Source organism: Brevundimonas sp., from assembly GCF_965279155.1.
In the GTDB taxonomy this organism is placed as follows: Bacteria; Pseudomonadota; Alphaproteobacteria; order Caulobacterales; family Caulobacteraceae; genus Brevundimonas.
This window is the reverse complement of record NZ_OZ257138.1, coordinates 248,180-263,860: the sequence shown is the minus strand read 5'-3', so window position 1 is coordinate 263,860 and position 15,681 is coordinate 248,180. Positions and strand designations below refer to the sequence as shown.

The following is a 15,681-nucleotide window of genomic DNA, read 5'->3' as shown; positions in this document are numbered from 1 at the left end:
AGAACGTCGCCGTTCAAACCCCTGCGGACATTGGCTTTTCATTGAGAATGGATCGCAAGTCTCTGCGCCATATGTCGCAGGTCCGACGCTTGCGCGGCTGGCGTCCGCAAAGCCCTATTGCGGGCCTGATCGTGTAACCGAAAGTCATCCGAATGAGCGCAGCCAGCCGCGCCCTGAACGCCGTGGAGCGGATCGGGAATCGCCTGCCCGATCCCGTCTTCCTGTTCCTGTGGCTGATCGGCGGACTGATCGTCCTCAGCATGGTCGGCGCGGGCCTGGGATGGTCCGCCGTCAATCCGGTGACTGGCGATCAACTGGTCGCCAAGAGCCTGCTGTCGCCTGAGAACCTGGGCCAGCTGATCATCGGCATGCCGCGCACCCTGGCCGACTTCCCGCCGCTGGGGATCGTCATCACCATCATCTACGGCGCATCGGTCGCCGAGCGGACGGGCCTGTTCGCTACCGCTATTCGCGGCGCCCTGCTGAACGCGCCGCGCGCCATACTGACGCCGATCGTCGTCATCACCGGCATGGTGTCCCACCACGCGTCGGACGCGTCCTATGTGGTCGTCATTCCCCTGGCGGCCGTGATCTTCGCGGCTGCGGGCCGCAATCCGCTGGCCGGCCTCGCCGCCGGTTTCGCCGCCGTCTCGGGCGGATACGCCGGCAATCTGTTTCCTGGGGCCAGCGATGCGCTGATCCTGGGCATCACCGAGCCGGCCGCTCAACTGATCGACCCGTCCTATTCGGTAAACATCGCCGGCAACTGGTTCTTCATCGTGGGCGTGGTGTTCGTCTTCACCCCCATCGTCTGGTTCCTGACAGATCGCGTGATCGAACCGCGCCTGGGCGTCTGGAAGCCGGCCGAGGGCGTCGCCGCGCCCAACGCCTCGGAAAAACAGCCGCTGACCGCCGCTGAGAAACGCGGCCTGCGGTTCGCCGGCCTGGCGGTTCTGGGCATGATCGCCCTGTGGGCAACGCTGACCTTCCTGCCTGGCTCGCCGTTCGTCGATCCCGAGGTCGACCCGGAGCAGAAGTTCAATCCGCTCTACAAATCCCTGGTCGCCTTCTTCGCCATCACCTTCTTCGTCACTGGCGGGGCCTATGGCGCCGGGTCGGGCACGATCAAGTCGCACCGCGACATGGTGGCGATGATGCGCGACGGCATCGCCCAGCTGGCGCCCTATATCGTGCTGGCCTTCTTCGCCGCCCACTTCGTGGCCATGTTCAACTGGTCGGGCCTGGGACCGATCCTGGCGGTGAACGCCGCGGCCGGACTGAAGACCCTGGCCCTGCCCGCCCCGCTGCTGCTGATCTGCGTCGTCTTCGTCTCGTGCTTCTTCGATCTGTTCATCGGCTCGGCCTCGGCCAAATGGTCGGCCTTGGCGCCCATCGTCGTGCCCATGTTCATGCTGCTGGGCATTTCGCCGGAGATGACGACCGCTGCCTATCGGATGGGCGATTCGGTCACAAACATCGCCACGCCCCTGATGAGCTACTTCCCGCTGATCCTGACCTTCGCCCAGCGCTGGGATCCACGATTCGGCCTTGGATCGCTGATGGCGACCATGCTGCCCTATGCCGGCGCCTTCCTGGTCGCAGGTCTGGCCATGGTGGCGGCCTGGGTCGCCTTCGACCTGCCGCTGGGGCCAGGGGTCGGCGTCCACTATGAGCCGCCAGCCCCGGCCGTGGCCGCTCAGGAGCCGACGAGCGGCGGCCTGGCGGGCCCGCACAGCCCGCCCCAGGCGGCGATCGTCACGCCGTCCACAGCCCCGTCGCGTTGAGGGTCGTGTTTCTCCGAAAAGGTCGCTTGACGCGATGTGTCAGCCCGCCTAAACGACGCCCCTCGCCGGGGCGCACAGCCGCTTCGGCCGGGAAACGCGGGTGTAGCTCAGTTGGTTAGAGTGCCGGCCTGTCACGCCGGAGGTCGCGGGTTCGAGCCCCGTCACTCGCGCCACTCTCTCTAGAAATAGAAGAGTGGCGCACACCGCCTTCCCAAAAAGCTTTCGAAACAGCTTAAAAGTTTCGACCTGATACGCGGGTGTAGCTCAGTTGGTTAGAGTGCCGGCCTGTCACGCCGGAGGTCGCGGGTTCGAGCCCCGTCACTCGCGCCACTTCTTTTCCAGACATTGCAAAAAGAAGTGGCGCGCCCCCGTATCCCGGAGACGCGCCTCATCCGATCGCTGATCGCCGTGCGTCTGCACGACCCCGTCAATGCAGCGGCAGCGCCGTATCCGGGTTCACGAAGGCCGCCTCGCCCGTCAGTTCGCCATAGACCATGCACAGGTCCTCGAACACGCGGTTCCAGGCGAACTGGCTGACCGCCTTCTCGCGCGCCGCCCGACCAATGGCTTCGATGTCGCGCGCGAACAGGGCCTCGACCGCCTGGGCATAGTCGTCGGCGTCGGCGCTAACGGCCAACTGACCTACGGTCTCGTCCACCGTCTCGGCGACTCCGCCTGCGTTGACCCCCACCACGGGCCGCCCGCACGCCATGGCCTCCAGCACGATCAGGCCGAACGGCTCCTTGTCATTGGCGTGAACGAAGGCGTCGCAGCTGGCGATGATCTTGGCAACGGCCTTGGGGTCGCTTTCATAGGGCATGGAGATGACGCGATCCTCTTCGGGCATCCCGGCGCCCGCGCCGACCAGCACCAGATAGTAGGGCGCGCCCAGCTTCTGAACCGCCTCGATCAGCACATCGACGTTCTTCTCCTTGGCCGGTCGGCCGGCGAAACACAGCAACCGCGCATCCTCGCCCAGGCCCAGCTTGTTCAGCAGCCATTGGCGGTCCCGGCGTTCCGGCCGGAAGGTGTCGATCTCCACGCCCAGCGGCCGGATGACGATATTGTCGACACCCGCCTCTTCCAATCGCCGCGCGATGAACCGGCTGGGCGACACCACCCGGTCGAACTGCGAGAACAATTTGGCCCAGCGTTTCTCGACCGGCTTCTTGGCCCATTCGCCGAAGTGCAACGCCGCAAGCCCCGCCGGATCGGAGTGGCAGAAGCCGACGACCGGGCATCCGACCCTCTGGCCCGCCTCCAGCGCACCCTGCCCCGGCGTGTAAGGATCGCCGGCCTCGATGATCGAAGGCTTCATCGCCGCCACCCAGGCGCTCCACCGCTTGACCGAGCTGGGCCAGCGATAGCCGTCCCCGAACGGCAGCTTGGTCGCTCGCAGTTGCACGATGCCGTCGGCCCGCGCCTTGTGCCGCGCGCCGGGCACGATCAGCGAATGGCTGACTCCGGGCCGGTTCGATTCGATCCACGCCTTCTTGGACAGGATGTAGCGTTTCACCCCGCCCGAACGCGGTGCATAAAGCATGGTGGTGTCCACCAGGCGCGGCCGCTCGTCCATCGCCGCCGCCCTCAAGGCCCTCAGCGTGTCGGCGACCTCGACGTCCAGCCCCGGAATCAGTCGGAGTTCGCTTTCCTGAACGTCGAGGTCTGTCATGCTCATGGGGTGTTCTCGCCTGGTCTGGGCTGTCGAACGCCGAAGGGGTTCGTTGGATGCGTCGCCGGCACGCGGCCTTTAGACCTTGCGACGGCCGTAAACCCCGTCGCGGCAAAGCTCAAGAGCGACGCGCCGCAAAACCTTCCGTATCCACCGCAACGCTCGAAAACCACAGAACACGGGTCCATTTACAGGCAGGGTCGCAAACTGCTGCGGCCTTGTATTCGCCTCAAATTCGATAAACTTGGAAGGCTGGCGCGGACCCTGCTAAGGGATCGGCTGTACCGTGATGCGTGACCACCAGGGGTTTCTACCGAATGCGTATTCTGCTCGCGACCGCCGTAGCGATCGCTCCCTTGATGGCCGCCGCCGGGGCCCAGGCCGAGATCGTCATCTCGACCGCCCGCACGACGCCGATCCAGACTTCCAATGCGACCGGCACAGCCGCCGATAACATTCGCATCGCCAGCGGCGGCAGCGTCGCCGTCGCTTCGGGCGCGGCCGTCACCTTGAACTCGAACAACACGGTCGATCTGGACAGCGGCAGCTCGATCACCATGGACAAGTCGGCCGACGGATCGACCGGCATCCTGGTCAACGGCGGCAACACGGGCTCAGTCACCGTCGGCGGCACGATCACCGTCAACGACACGCTGGAAACGGCCGATATCAAGGACACGGACAGCGACGGCGACCTGGATGGTCCCTTCGCCACCGGGACCAACCGGTATGGCGTCCGCGTCACGGGCGCCTCGCCCTTCACCGGCAACATTCTGGTCGAAGGCACCGGGGCGATCGCCGTCGAGGGCAACAACTCCTACGGCCTGTCTGTCGAATCGGCGCTGAACGGCAGACTGCAAAGCCTGGGCACGGTGCGTGTCACCGGAAATGACAGTACGGCCATCCGCACGACTGGCCCCATCTCCGGCAACGTCGATCTCGCCGGCTCCATAACGGCGCTCGGCGCCAATGCGTCGGGCGTATCCATCGAAGGCGACGTGGGCGGCGCGCTCAAAATCCACTCTTCGGTCGTCGCCACGGGCTACCGCTACACGACCCCGCCGCCTGCGCGTCCGACGACGGGAACGTTCGACAACGCCACGACCCTGTTCCTCGACGAGTTGGACGCGGATGACTTGCTGCAAGGCGGCCCAGCCGTCCGCGTGGGCGCCAATGTCGCCGGCGGCGTGCTGCTGGACAGGGCTCTGGCCTATTCCGCTGCGGGTATCGAAGGCGACGATGACGGCGACACCATCAAGAACGGTGACGAGGATGACGACGGCGACGGCGTCAAGAACCGCGACGATACCGATCGTGACGGCGACGGCATCCCCGACGCCAGCGAAACGGCGGCTTCGATCACCTCGCTGGGCGGCGCGCCCGCCCTGCTGATCGGCTCCACCACCAATGCCGTGACCCTCGGCGCCGTGGGCACCGGCGATGCGGCCTATGGCCTGATCAACCGGGGCACCATCCTCGGTTCCGGCCTCTATTCAGGTGTCGAATCCCGCGCGGTTCAGCTGGGCGTCACGGGCGGCCAGGCCGTCAACGTGGTCGGCGGCGTCCGCAACGAAGGCGGCATCTCCTCGACCGCCGTCGACGCCAACGCCACCGGCGTCTGGATCGGATCGGGCGTCACCGCCCCCACGATCAACAACTCGGGCAATATCCAGGCCGTCGCATCGGGCACAGGCGCTCAGACCGCCACGGGCATTCTGATCGGCGCCGGCGCGAACGTCGGCTCACTGACCAACACGGGCAACCTGGTAGCCTCGTTCGGCGGCAACCATGGCTCGGCCACGGTCATTCGCGATCAGTCGGGTTCGCTGACCCAACTCAACAACGCCGGCTCGATCATCGGCTCGCTGACACCCAGCACCACGGACACGACCCCTGTCGATGGGACGGTGACCGCAATCGACCTGTCGGCCAACACGACGGGCGTCACCCTGCGTCAGTTCGGCATTCCCGCCGCCACGGGCAGCACGGCGGTCGATACCGACAAGGACGGCGTGCCGGACTCCAGCGAGCCCGCCATCATCGGCGCGATCAAGCTCGGCTCAGGCGCCGATACGCTCAACATCGAAAACGGCGTCGTCTCGGGCGACATCGACTTCGGCGCCGGCGCCGACCGCCTGAACATCACCGGCGGCGCTGTCGTGTCCGGCGCGATCAGGAACGCCGACGGCCTGCTGGACATCAACGTGTCCAAGGGCACTCTGGCCGCCACCCAGACCGGCGCCACGGCCATCTCCAACCTGAACATCGGCGCGGAAGGCACGCTGCTGGTCAATCTGGATCCGGCCAACAATACCGCAGGCGGCTTCAACGTCAGCGGCAATGCGACCCTGGCGACCGGGTCAACCCTCGGCGTTCGCTTCGCGTCCCTCATTGATGGACCAGAACGGTTCAACATCATCACCGCCGGCACGCTGAACGTGGGCCAGATCAACCAGACCCTACTGTCCGATAACTCGCCCTATCTTTACGTTGTTGAAGGCGGCGTTGCGGGCAACACCGTCTACGTCGATGCGCGTCGCCGCAGCGCTTCGGAAGCCGGCCTCATCCCGGTCGAAGCCTCCGCCTACGACGCCGTCTATGGCGCGCTGGGGTCCAACGAAACGCTTCGCAACCTCTTCCTGTCACAGACCTCGCGCGACGGCTTCATCGACGCCTATGAGCAGATGCTGCCCGACCACTCCGGCGGTCCGCTGATGTCGCTGTCGGCCGGTGTCGATGCCGTAACCCGCGCCCTGACGGGCCGCAACGCCGTCGCCGCACCCGGCGAAACCAGCGCCTGGGTGCAGGAGATCAACTTCTACGCCGACAAGGACAAGACCGATTCCTACGGCTTCCGCTCGGAAGGCTTCGGCGTCGCGGGCGGCGTGGAGAAGGGCTCCAGCCTGGGAGCCTTCGGCATTTCGGCCGCCTTCACCTCGTCCGACATCAAGGACCCCGAGGCCGAGGCGGAAGAGGTCCTGTCGGCCAACCTGCTGGAGTTGGGTCTCTACTGGCGCGCCCAGGGCCAGTACTGGACGACCTGGGCGCGTGCGGCCGGCGGCTATGCCTCCTTCACCGCCGACCGTTCCCTGGTCGCCAGCGGCGTCTATCTGAACAACAAGTCCGACTGGCACGGCTGGACGGCGGCGGTCGCCGGCGGCGCCTCCTATGAACGCAACTTTGGTCGCCTGAACGTTCGCCCTGAAATCTACGGCGAGTATTTCAGCCTGTCCGAGGGCGCCCGCAGCGAGACCGGCGGCGGCGACGGCTTCGACCTCGATATCGATTCGCGCGACAGCCACATCTTCTCGGCGGTTGCGGCGATGAACATCGGCTACGGCTTCGGCCGTAACGGCTGGGTGCGTCCCGAACTGCGCGTCGGCTATCGCCAGAACATCTCGGTGGACGCCGGCGAGACCATCGCCCGCTTCGCCAGCGGCGGCCCCGACTTCATCCTGTCGCCGGATGCCGTCGAGGGCGGCGGGCCGATCCTGGGCTTCCGCCTGAACTTCGGCAACGAACTGGGCATGCTGTCGGTGACCGGCGACGCCGAACTGCTGGAAGACTACGTCCGCTACTCGCTGCTGCTGCGAGCCAGCTTCCGCTTCTGATCCAGGCGAACGCCAGAAACACGAAAGGCCGCCGGAGCGATCCGGCGGCCTTTTTGTTTGGTAGGCGGCGACGGGTTCGAACCGCCGACCCTCTCGGTGTAAACGAGATGCTCTGACCAGCTGAGCTAGCCGCCCCCCATGCAGAGCCGGGCTTATGCCCTTTGGGCTTCAGCCGTTCAAGGCGCTTTTCAAACCTTCCCCAGCACGAAAGCGCGCGGTGCGTGACGCGGGGCGGGCCACGGCGGCTCCTGTCCGAGGATTGCGGGCGACGCCGGCCTTGCGCTCGACCGCAACAAAGCTGCCGAACCCGATCAGCTTGACGTCTCGACCATCCGACAGGGCTTCGGCCACGCCGTCGGTGAATGCTTCCAGCGCCGATTTCGCCTGGTCGCGGCTGATGTTCGCCGCACTGGCCATTCGGCCGATCAGTTCCGCTTTTGTCATCTGTTCCCCAAGCGATCACTAAAGGGCAGATCGACGGTTGCGTCAAAAACGAAAACGCCGCCGGCTTGCTCACCGGCGGCGCTCCCTACTCAACTTGACGTTAGTGGCTGACGGCGACCGTCGGCCCGTCGAGAGACGGAACCGGCGCCGGCAGCGGCTCAGACGCCTCGTCCCATTCCACAGGCGTCAGCGCGCCGACCAGCGCCCACTTCAGCGCCTCGTCCGCCGTGGAGATCGGCACGATCTCCAGCGCCGACTTCACATTGTCCGGCACCTCGGCGAGATCTTTCTCGTTCTCCTGCGGAATCAGCACGGTCTTGACGCCGGAGCGCAGGCCGCGAGCAGCTTCTCCTTCAGGCCGCCGATGGCGGTAACTCGGCCGCGCAAGGTGATCTCGCCGGTCATGGCGATGTCCTTGCGGATCGGCACGCCCGTCAGGACCGAGACCATGGCCACGGTCATGGCGACGCCGGCGGACGGGCCGTCCTTGGGCGTGGCGCCGTCAGGCACGTGGACGTGGATGTCGGTCTTCTCGAACACCGGCGGCTTGACGCCGAAGTCGAGCGCCCGCGATCGGACGTAGGAGGCGGCGGCGGAGATCGATTCCTTCATCACCTCCTTCAGATTGCCGGTCACGGTCATGCGGCCGCGGCCGGGCATCTTGATCGCCTCGATGGTCAGGATGTCGCCGCCGAACTCGGTCCAGGCCAGGCCGGTGACGATGCCGACCTGATCCTCCTCGTCCGTCTCGCCGTAACGGAACTTCTTCACACCCGCGTATTCGGCCAGCTTGGCGTCATCCACGGTGATCGACTTGGCGCCTGTCTTGGCCATCTCGCGAACGGCCTTGCGGGCCAGTCCGCCCAGGGCGCGTTCCAGCGACCGCACGCCGGCTTCGCGGGTGTAGTAGCGGATCAGGTCGCGGATCGTGTTTTCCGGCACGATCAGCTCATCGGCCTTCAGACCATGGTCCGTCAGCTGTTTGGGCAGGACGTGACGCTTGGCGATCTCGACCTTCTCGTCCTCGGTGTAGCCCGACACCCGGATGATCTCCATCCGGTCCATCAGCGGCTGCGGCATGTTCAGGCTGTTCGCGGTCGTCACGAACATCACCTGAGACAGGTCGTAATCCACCTCCAGATAATGGTCGCCGAAGGTCGAGTTCTGGGCCGGGTCCAGCACCTCCAGCAGGGCCGAGGAGGGATCGCCGCGCCAGTCGGACCCCAGTTTGTCGATCTCGTCCAGCAGGACGAAGGCGTTGGTGGTCTTGGCCTTCTTCATCGACTGGATGATCTTGCCGGGCATGGAGCCGATATAGGTCCGGCGGTGACCGCGGATCTCGCTTTCGTCGCGCACGCCGCCCAGCGACATACGGACATATTCACGCCCGGTCGCCTTGGCGATGGACTTGGCCAGCGAGGTCTTGCCGACGCCGGGAGGGCCGACGAGGCACAGGATCGGCCCCTTCAGGCTGCCCGTGCGGGCCTGGACGGCCAGATACTCGACGATCCGCTCCTTGACCTTCTCCAGGCCGAAGTGGTCCTCCTCAAGGATTTCCTCGGCCTTGGCCAGGTCGATCGGCTTCTGCTTGGCCTTGCCCCACGGCACGGACAGCAGCCAGTCTAGGTAGTTGCGAACCACGGTCGATTCGGCCGACATCGGGCTCATGTTGCGCAACTTCTTGACCTCGGCCTCAGCCTTGGTGCGGGCTTCCTTGGACAGGCGCGTCTTACGGATGCGCTTCTCCAGATCCATGATCTCGTCGCGCGCGTCGTCGGTCTCGCCCAGCTCGCGCTGGATCGCCTTCATCTGCTCGTTCAGGTAATATTCGCGCTGGGTCTTCTCCATCTGGCGCTTCACGCGCGAGCGGATCTTCTTCTCGACCTGCAGGACCGAGATTTCGCCCTCCATCAGGCCATAGACCTTCTCCAGCCGCTTGGGCACGTCGAAGGTTTCCAGCAGGCCCTGCTTGTCGGCGATCTTGACCGACAGATGGGCGGCAACCGAGTCGGCCAGCTTGGAGGCGTCGGTGATCTGGGGGATGGAGCTGAGGGCCTCGGGCGGCACCTTCTTGTTCAGCTTCACATAGTTTTCGAACTGCTCGACCACGGCGCGAAGCATGGCCTCGGCCTGCGAGGCGTCGCCCGGCTCGTCCTCGATCTCGACGGCCTCGGCTTCGAAATACTCTTCACGATCGGTGAAGCGGGTCAGGCGCGCGCGGCCCTTGCCCTCGACCAGCACCTTCACCGTGCCGTCGGGCAGCTTCAGCAACTGCAGCACGGTGGCCAGTACGCCGATGGGATAGATGGCGTCGGGCGACGGATCGTCGTCGACGCTGTTCTTCTGGGTCGCCAGCAGGATCTGCTTTTCACCCTTCATGATTTCGTCCAGCGCCTTCACGGACTTCTCGCGGCCCACGAAGAGCGGCACGACCATGTGCGGGAAGACGACGATATCTCTCAGCGGCAGGACGGGCAGGATCTTTGGTTCAGTCATGATGCGTACTCCTGGGCCATTGATCATCTCCGGCCCGCCGCCACGGTCCGCCGGGCAAGAGGCCCGACCGGCGCATGACGGCCCGTCGATTCCGACGGCGTTCGGATGAGTATGTGGTTTGAAAGACCCGCGGTTCAAGCGTGACCGATGAACGGCCCACATCTGCGTGGTCGCACGGCCCGCGATCACGCCGCTTTACGCCCGCATTATGCGTCTGGGCGCTTTCGACATGGCGGCTTTACGGGGTTCGAGCGTCTGGTTGCGGTCCAAGGAGATGACCCATGAGCCGTTCACATCTGCTGGCGGAATCGCTGAAACGCCCCGCCCCAAAGCCGACCTCCGTCCAGATGGCGATGACCTTCATCGGCGCCCTGTTCGGCGCGCCGATTTCCCGGGGGCCGTCGCGATGATGCAGGGCCATGTCGAAGGCGGGGCCGCAGACCCCTTTCCACCCCGACGATACAGGGTCGTGCCCCGCGCAAGCGGCTGGGCGGTGGCGGTCAACAAGGCCACGACCCGCCCCCTGCCCGACCGCGCCGCCGCCGAACGCCTGGCTGCACGATTGCAGGCCGAGGCCGACCGCCTGAACCGCGATCAGCACAGGCGCACGCAATGATCGCGGCGGCTCCCCCATCGCCGCCGGCCATCGAGACCCTGACGATCCAGCCCGTCGGCGCCCGCTGGCGCGTCACCTCCAGCGACGGTCTGTTCGAAGGCGTCTTCACCGACGCCAAGAGCGCCGTTCAATGCGCCAGGGCCGAGGCGGAAGCCCATCCCGGTCACACCCTGGTGCTGGCGGACATCCGTCTGACGGCCTGACACGTCGAATCGAAAACGAAAAAGGCCGGAGCGATCTCTCGCTCCGGCCTTCGTCTGTATCGCCTTGGCGGCCCGATCAGGCGGCGCCATCGGCCTTTTTCTTCGACACTTCGGAATAGATCAGCAGGGGCTGAGCCTTGCCTTCGATGACCTCGGCGTTGACCACGACCTCTTCAACGCCTTCGAAGGTCGGCAGCTCGAACATGGTCTCCAGCAGGATGCCTTCCAGGATCGAACGCAGGCCGCGCGCGCCAGTCTTGCGGGTGATGGCCTTCTTGGCGACGGCGATCAGGGCGTCGTCGGTGAAGCTTAGTTCGACATTCTCCATCTCGAACAGGCGCTTGTACTGTTTGACCAGAGCGTTCTTCGGCTCGGTCAGAATGGTGACCAGGGCCGTTTCGTCCAGGTCTTCCAGCGTCGCCAGAACGGGCAGACGGCCGATGAACTCGGGGATCAGGCCGAAACGCATCAAATCGTCCGGCTCGACGCCCTTCAGGATGTCGCCGGTGCGACGCTCGTCGATTTCCTTGACCTTGGCGCCGAAACCGATCGAGGCGCCAGCCCCGCGCGCCGCGATCACCTTCTCCAAGCCGGCGAAGGCGCCGCCGACGATGAAGAGGATGTTGGCGGTGTCGACCTGCAGGAACTCCTGCTGCGGATGCTTGCGACCGCCCTGCGGGGGCACGGAGGCGACGGTGCCTTCCATGATCTTCAGCAGGGCCTGCTGCACGCCTTCGCCCGACACGTCGCGGGTGATCGAGGGGTTGTCCGACTTGCGCGAAATCTTGTCGATTTCATCGATGTAGACGATGCCGCGCTGGGCCCGTTCGACATTGTAGTCCGAGGCCTGGAGCAGCTTCAGGATGATGTTCTCGACATCTTCGCCCACATAACCGGCTTCGGTCAGGGTCGTGGCGTCGGCCATGGTGAACGGCACGTCGATGATGCGCGCCAGCGTCTGGGCCAGCAGCGTCTTGCCCGAGCCGGTCGGCCCGATCAGCATGATGTTCGACTTGGCCAGTTCGACGTCGTTGTTCTTCGTCGCGTGGTTCAGACGCTTGTAATGGTTGTGAACGGCGACGGAGAGCACCTTCTTGGCGTGCGACTGGCCGATGACGTAGTCGTCCAGCACGTCGCGGATTTCCTTGGGCGTTGGAACGCCGTCGGTCGTCTTCTTGAACCCGATCTTGTGCTCTTCACGGATGATGTCCATGCACAGTTCGACGCATTCATCGCAGATGAAGACGGTCGGGCCCGCGATGAGTTTGCGGACCTCGTGCTGGCTCTTTCCGCAGAACGAGCAGTACAGAGTGCTTTTGGCGTCAGTGCCGGCTGCTTTGGTCATAGACCCTTATCTCACTCCCGCGGGGCGGACCGAAATGGCCCGAAACGCGCTTCCCTCACATTGATTCCAGTACTCTGGCTGCGAAGGTCTTCAAAAAATGACAATCACCCATCCCACGTGCGACGACAACCCCGAAGGCGGCAAGGGATTGTTGCAGTGCGTGGATGGATCAGTGTCGGCGGGGATCAAGGCGAATGTCTGACATGGGGATCGTGCAGGATTTGCGCCAGTCCGAGGCTGCGGGGCGACCCATCGTCGCGTTCGATTTCGACGGCACGCTGACGATTCGCGACAGTTTCACCGAATTCCTGCGCTGGCGCGCTGGACCGGGGGCCTGGGCGCTGGGTTTGGTCAAGCTGGCGCCCGCCGTTGCCGCCTATGCGCGGGATCGCGACCGGGGCCGGATCAAGGCGGCGTCGGTGAAGGAGTTCCTGCAAGGTGTCGATCGTCAGACGTTGGAAGCCGAGGCCGAGCAGTTCGCGCAGGAAGTCTGGCCCAGATTCATGCGGCCCGATGCGCTTGCGGTCTGGAACGACTGGGGCCAGCGCGGCGCCCATCGCGTGATCGTGACCGCCTCCCCCACCACGACAGTCGCGCCTTTTGCCCGAAAGTTGGGCGCGGAAGCTCTGCTGGGCACCGAGTTCGTATTCGACACCGACGACCGAATCACAGGCGCCTTTGCGGGTCCGAACTGTCGGGGTGAAGAGAAGGTGCGACGGCTCAAGGCGGCCTATGGCGACGACATGACGCTGGTCGCCGCCTATGGCGACACATCGGGCGACACGGAAATGCTGGCGATGGCCCAGGAGCCGGGCTTCAGGGTGTTTCGCCAGAAGCCGTGACCGCCGTCAGTTGCCGTCGGCGTCCACGTCGAACACCACGGCCTTGCCCCGCGACGCCGGATCCCAGCCCGCCGCGATTGCCGAGGTGATGGCGGTGCACACCGCATCGACATTGACCCGCTGCTTCTCGACATCCGGCCGGCCATTGGGTCGCAGGGGCGGCGGGAACTGCACGATGGCTTCGCGCTTGAAATCAACATGGCGCAGGGACACGGCCATGCCTTCCCAGACATTGCCGCCCTTGGGCTGGGGCTGGCGACGAAGCTCCCACTCATAGGTTTCGCCGTCGACTTCGACCGTGCCGCTTGGATCTCGTGTGAACTGCATGGCCGCCTGATAGCACAAATGAAAAAAGGCGCACCGGCATCGGTGCGCCTTTTCCGTTCGATCTTGGATCAGAGTTTAGTTGCCGGGCGTCTTCACGCCGTCGGCGTCGGCCTGTTCGCGCCGGTCATAGACGTGGTCCACGATGCCCCAGGCCTTGGCTTCCTCGGCCGACATGAAGTGGTCGCGGTCCAGTGTCTTCTCGACTTCCTCGTACGTCCGGCCGGTGTGGTGGACGTAGATCTCGTTCAGACGCTTCTTGGTGTAGCGGATGTCGGCGGCGTGCAGTTCGATGTCCGACGCCTGGCCACGGAACCCGCCCGACGGCTGGTGAACCATGATGCGCGCGTTCGGCAGAGCGATGCGCTGGCCCGCAGCGCCCGCCGTCAGAATCAGCGAGCCGGCCGAGGCGGCCATGCCCATCACCACGGTCGAGACCGGGCTCTTGATGTATTGCATGGTGTCGTAGATCGCGAGTGCCGAGGACACCTGTCCGCCGGGGCTGTTGATATACATGCTGATTTCCTTCTTCGGGTTCTCCGATTCCAGGAACAGCAGCTGGGCGCAGATCAGCGACGCCATGCCGTCCTCGAACGGTCCCGTCAGGAAGATGATCCGCTCGCGCAGCAGGCGCGAGAAGATGTCGAAGGAGCGCTCGCCACGGCTGGATTGCTCCACCACCATCGGCACCAGGTTCATGTTCATCAGTTCGATCGGATCGCGCATATAACCTTCTCGGGAATGCTGGGAACGCGCGACTCAAAGACCGCACGTCTTGTTACTCTGCATATCGGTCATGAAGGCCGCCTTACAAGGCCGGGGCCAGACATGAAAAAGGCGGAGGCCCTGCGACCTCCGCCTTTATATCATTTGGAAGCTAGGGCGATCAGCCCTCGTCTTCGTCTTCCTTCAGCAGCTCTTCCTTCGTGATCGGCTTGTCTGTCACGTCGGCGACACCCACGATCAGGTCGACGACCTTCTCTTCGTAGATGGGCGCGCGCATCTGGGCGGCGGCGTTGGGGTTCTGGCGGTAGAAGTTCAGGACGGCCTGTTCCTGGCCCGGATAGTTGCGGGCTTCCTGCAGGATGGCGGCGTTCAGCTCCTGGTCGGTGACCTGGACGTTGTTGGCGCGACCGATCTCGGCCAGCACCAGGCCCAGGCGGACGCGGCGCTCGGCGATCTTGCGGTATTCGGCCTTCAGGTCTTCGTCCGACTTGGCGGCGTCTTCTTCAGGCAGGCGGCCGGCGGTCTTGTCAGCCTCGACCTGTTGCCAGATGCCGTCGAACTCGGCGTCCACCATCTTCGGCGGCAGCGGGAAGTCGTGGGCTTCGTCCAGTTGGTCCAGCAGGGCGCGCTTCAGCTTGAAGCGGGCGGCGCCGGCGTATTGCTGGTTCAGGTTCTGGCTCAGCAGTTCCTTCAGCTTGTCCAGCGATTCCAGACCGATACGAGTGGCGAACTCTTCGTCGATCTTGGCTTCGGCTTCGGCCTTGATGGCCTTCACCTTGACGTCGAATGTCGCCAGCTTACCGGCCAGGTGCGCGGCCTGGTATTCTGCGGGGAAGGTGACCTCGATGGTCTTCTCTTCGCCGACCTTGGCGCCCGTCAGCTGCTCTTCGAAGCCAGGGATGAAGCGGCCCGAGCCGATCACCAGATCCGCGTCCTCGGCGGCGCCGCCTTCGAAGGGCTCTCCGTCCAGCTTGCCCAGGAAGTCGATCGTCAGCTGGTCGCCCTCGGCGGCCTTGACGGTCTTGCCCTTCTTGTCTTCGTAGGTCTTGGCCTGACCGGCCAGCTCCGTCAGAGCCTCTTCCAGATCAGCATCCGACGCTTCATAGGTCGGGCGTTCCAGCTTCAGGGTCTTGGGATCGACCGGGGTGAAGTCCGGCATGATTTCCAGGGCCATTTCGTAGGACAGGTCTTCCTGACCGGCGATGACCTTGTCCATGTCGGATGTCAGCTTCATCTCGGCCGGGGCGGCCGGACGGACCTTGGCCTCGTCCAGAGCCTTCTGGCTGGATTCGTTCAGCTCGGCGTTGATGATCTCGCCCATGAACTCACGGCCGAAGGTCTTCTTGACGTGGGCGACCGGCACCTTGCCCGGACGGAAGCCCTTCAGCTTCACCTGCGGGGCGACTTCCTTGACGCGGGCTTCGAGCTTGGCGTTCAGCTCCGCGACGGGAATGGTGACCGCGATCACGCGGCTGAGGCCTTCGTTCGACTTTTCGACGACTTGCATGGCGGAGATTCTGACGCTCTGTGGCGCATGGGCCTTAAGGACGGCCGGCGCGGAATGGATAAAGCAAGAAGGCCGCCCCGTTGGGAGCGGCGCCTCGAAGCCCGCCCTTAT

At 64.9% G+C, this 15,681-nt stretch carries 12 protein-coding genes, 3 tRNA genes and 1 pseudogene; 8 read left to right on the top strand and 8 right to left on the bottom strand.

The genetic code is table 11. The annotated features are described in order from the left end of the window. Positions 1 to 152 precede the first annotated feature (152 nt). From ACQY72_RS01260 to ACQY72_RS01250, 3 genes are all read left to right on the top strand, one after another. Positions 153 to 1,784, top strand: coding sequence for an AbgT family transporter (locus tag ACQY72_RS01260; RefSeq protein ID WP_428155159.1), 1,632 nt, complete (start codon positions 153 to 155; stop codon positions 1,782 to 1,784). A 96-nt stretch (positions 1,785 to 1,880) separates the two neighbouring features. Further along, positions 1,881 to 1,957 (top strand) — tRNA-Asp (locus ACQY72_RS01255). Between the two features lie 80 nt (positions 1,958 to 2,037). After that, positions 2,038 to 2,114, top strand: a tRNA-Asp gene (locus tag ACQY72_RS01250). Between the two features lie 97 nt (positions 2,115 to 2,211). Here the strand turns inward: ACQY72_RS01250 and ACQY72_RS01245 are convergent. Next, complete coding sequence (locus ACQY72_RS01245; RefSeq protein WP_428155158.1) at positions 2,212 to 3,462, bottom strand: glycosyltransferase; 1,251 nt, start codon at positions 3,460 to 3,462, stop codon at positions 2,212 to 2,214. Positions 3,463 to 3,773: 311 nt separating this feature from the next. On the opposite strand from ACQY72_RS01245, the gene ACQY72_RS01240 reads away from it, so the two are divergent. Beyond that, complete coding sequence (locus ACQY72_RS01240) at positions 3,774 to 7,067, top strand: autotransporter outer membrane beta-barrel domain-containing protein (protein WP_428155157.1); 3,294 nt, start codon at positions 3,774 to 3,776, stop codon at positions 7,065 to 7,067. Positions 7,068 to 7,125: 58 nt separating this feature from the next. Here the strand turns inward: ACQY72_RS01240 and ACQY72_RS01235 are convergent. From ACQY72_RS01235 to lon, 3 genes and pseudogenes are all read right to left on the bottom strand, one after another. After that, positions 7,126 to 7,202 (bottom strand) — tRNA-Val (locus ACQY72_RS01235). A gap of 33 nt (positions 7,203 to 7,235) precedes the next feature. Then, complete coding sequence (locus ACQY72_RS01230) at positions 7,236 to 7,511, bottom strand: HU family DNA-binding protein (RefSeq protein WP_346495323.1); 276 nt, start codon at positions 7,509 to 7,511, stop codon at positions 7,236 to 7,238. A 100-nt stretch (positions 7,512 to 7,611) separates the two neighbouring features. Further along, positions 7,612 to 10,007, bottom strand: a pseudogene (gene lon, locus ACQY72_RS01225) (endopeptidase La). 281 nt (positions 10,008 to 10,288) lie between these two features. Between lon and ACQY72_RS01220 the strand changes: the two are divergent. From ACQY72_RS01220 to ACQY72_RS01210, 3 genes are read left to right on the top strand one after another with little or no spacing between them, the layout of a single operon-like run. After that, positions 10,289 to 10,417 (top strand): hypothetical protein, encoded by a 129-nt coding sequence (locus ACQY72_RS01220; protein ID WP_346495325.1) that lies wholly within the window; start codon positions 10,289 to 10,291, stop codon positions 10,415 to 10,417. Between the two features lie 59 nt (positions 10,418 to 10,476). Further along, positions 10,477 to 10,623, top strand: coding sequence for a hypothetical protein (locus ACQY72_RS01215; protein ID WP_428155155.1), 147 nt, complete (start codon positions 10,477 to 10,479; stop codon positions 10,621 to 10,623). After that, the gene (locus ACQY72_RS01210; RefSeq protein WP_428155154.1) at positions 10,620 to 10,826 is read left to right on the top strand and encodes a hypothetical protein; all 207 of its coding nucleotides are present in this window, start codon (positions 10,620 to 10,622) and stop codon (positions 10,824 to 10,826) included. Before ACQY72_RS01215 ends, ACQY72_RS01210 begins: the two co-directional genes overlap by 4 nt. Positions 10,827 to 10,902: 76 nt before the next feature. Here the strand turns inward: ACQY72_RS01210 and clpX are convergent, their stop codons facing one another. Further along, entirely contained in the window at positions 10,903 to 12,171 is a 1,269-nt protein-coding gene (gene clpX / locus ACQY72_RS01205) for an ATP-dependent Clp protease ATP-binding subunit ClpX (RefSeq protein ID WP_428155153.1), read from the bottom strand. A 194-nt stretch (positions 12,172 to 12,365) separates the two neighbouring features. Here clpX and ACQY72_RS01200 point away from each other — a divergent pair, with 194 nt between their 5' ends. Further along, entirely contained in the window at positions 12,366 to 13,013 is a 648-nt protein-coding gene (locus ACQY72_RS01200) for an HAD-IB family hydrolase (protein ID WP_428155152.1), read from the top strand. Positions 13,014 to 13,019: 6 nt separating this feature from the next. Here the strand turns inward: ACQY72_RS01200 and ACQY72_RS01195 are convergent, their stop codons facing one another. The 3 genes from ACQY72_RS01195 to tig form a co-directional block, all read right to left on the bottom strand. Beyond that, positions 13,020 to 13,340 (bottom strand): hypothetical protein, encoded by a 321-nt coding sequence (locus ACQY72_RS01195; RefSeq protein WP_428155150.1) that lies wholly within the window; start codon positions 13,338 to 13,340, stop codon positions 13,020 to 13,022. A 75-nt stretch (positions 13,341 to 13,415) separates the two neighbouring features. After that, complete coding sequence (locus ACQY72_RS01190; protein WP_135195868.1) at positions 13,416 to 14,063, bottom strand: ATP-dependent Clp protease proteolytic subunit; 648 nt, start codon at positions 14,061 to 14,063, stop codon at positions 13,416 to 13,418. Between the two features lie 160 nt (positions 14,064 to 14,223). Then, the gene (tig, locus tag ACQY72_RS01185; RefSeq protein WP_428155148.1) at positions 14,224 to 15,570 is read right to left on the bottom strand and encodes a trigger factor; all 1,347 of its coding nucleotides are present in this window, start codon (positions 15,568 to 15,570) and stop codon (positions 14,224 to 14,226) included. Positions 15,571 to 15,681 lie beyond the last annotated feature (111 nt).